Below are 590 nucleotides of genomic sequence, written 5' to 3' on the forward strand. Positions count from 1 at the left end.
CGCCACGTCCTTCTTCGGCTCCTAGTGCCTAGGCATCCTCCGTGTGCTCTTAGTAGCTTAACCATAATGCTCCGGTTTTGCGCTGCCCTCGCCATTGTTCGTCGCTTTCCCTCTGACATTCGTCATCAGGCGCGCACTACCAAAAGTTCGGTCATCCCAAAACCTACGCATAGTATTCACTACCTTTATAAACTTGTTTGACACAAGTTCAGCTACGATGATTTTAAATTTGAGCAAAGCCAAATTGAAATTCATCGCTAAAGGAATGTTCTAATTCGCAAATTCTTCGTTTCGTTATCCAGTTTTCAAGGATCAAGTTTTCTTCGCCGTTTTACGGGCGGAAGACTATAATATCAAATCCGTTCTTACCGTTCAACCGGTAAGTTGTGGAAGAGATATGTTTGAGAGTTGAACTCTCAAAACTGACCAACGAGTGAGTAAGTTTTGCTAACCGTAAGTTAGCTATTTGAATGTCTTCGTTGCAGAAGACGATTCTCCATAGAAAGGAGGTGATCCAGCCGCACCTTCCGATACGGCTACCTTGTTACGACTTCACCCCAATCATCTACCCCACCTTCGGCGGCTGGCTC

At 45.3% G+C, this 590-nt stretch carries 1 rRNA gene; it reads right to left on the minus strand.

What is annotated here, in order from left to right:
* Positions 1 to 502: 502 nt before the first annotated feature.
* Positions 503 to 590, minus strand: a 16S ribosomal RNA gene (locus KJS57_RS26065); the annotation flags it as partial.

This window comes from Paenibacillus vini, from assembly GCF_018403325.1.
GTDB lineage: Bacteria > Bacillota > Bacilli > Paenibacillales > Paenibacillaceae > Fontibacillus > Fontibacillus vini.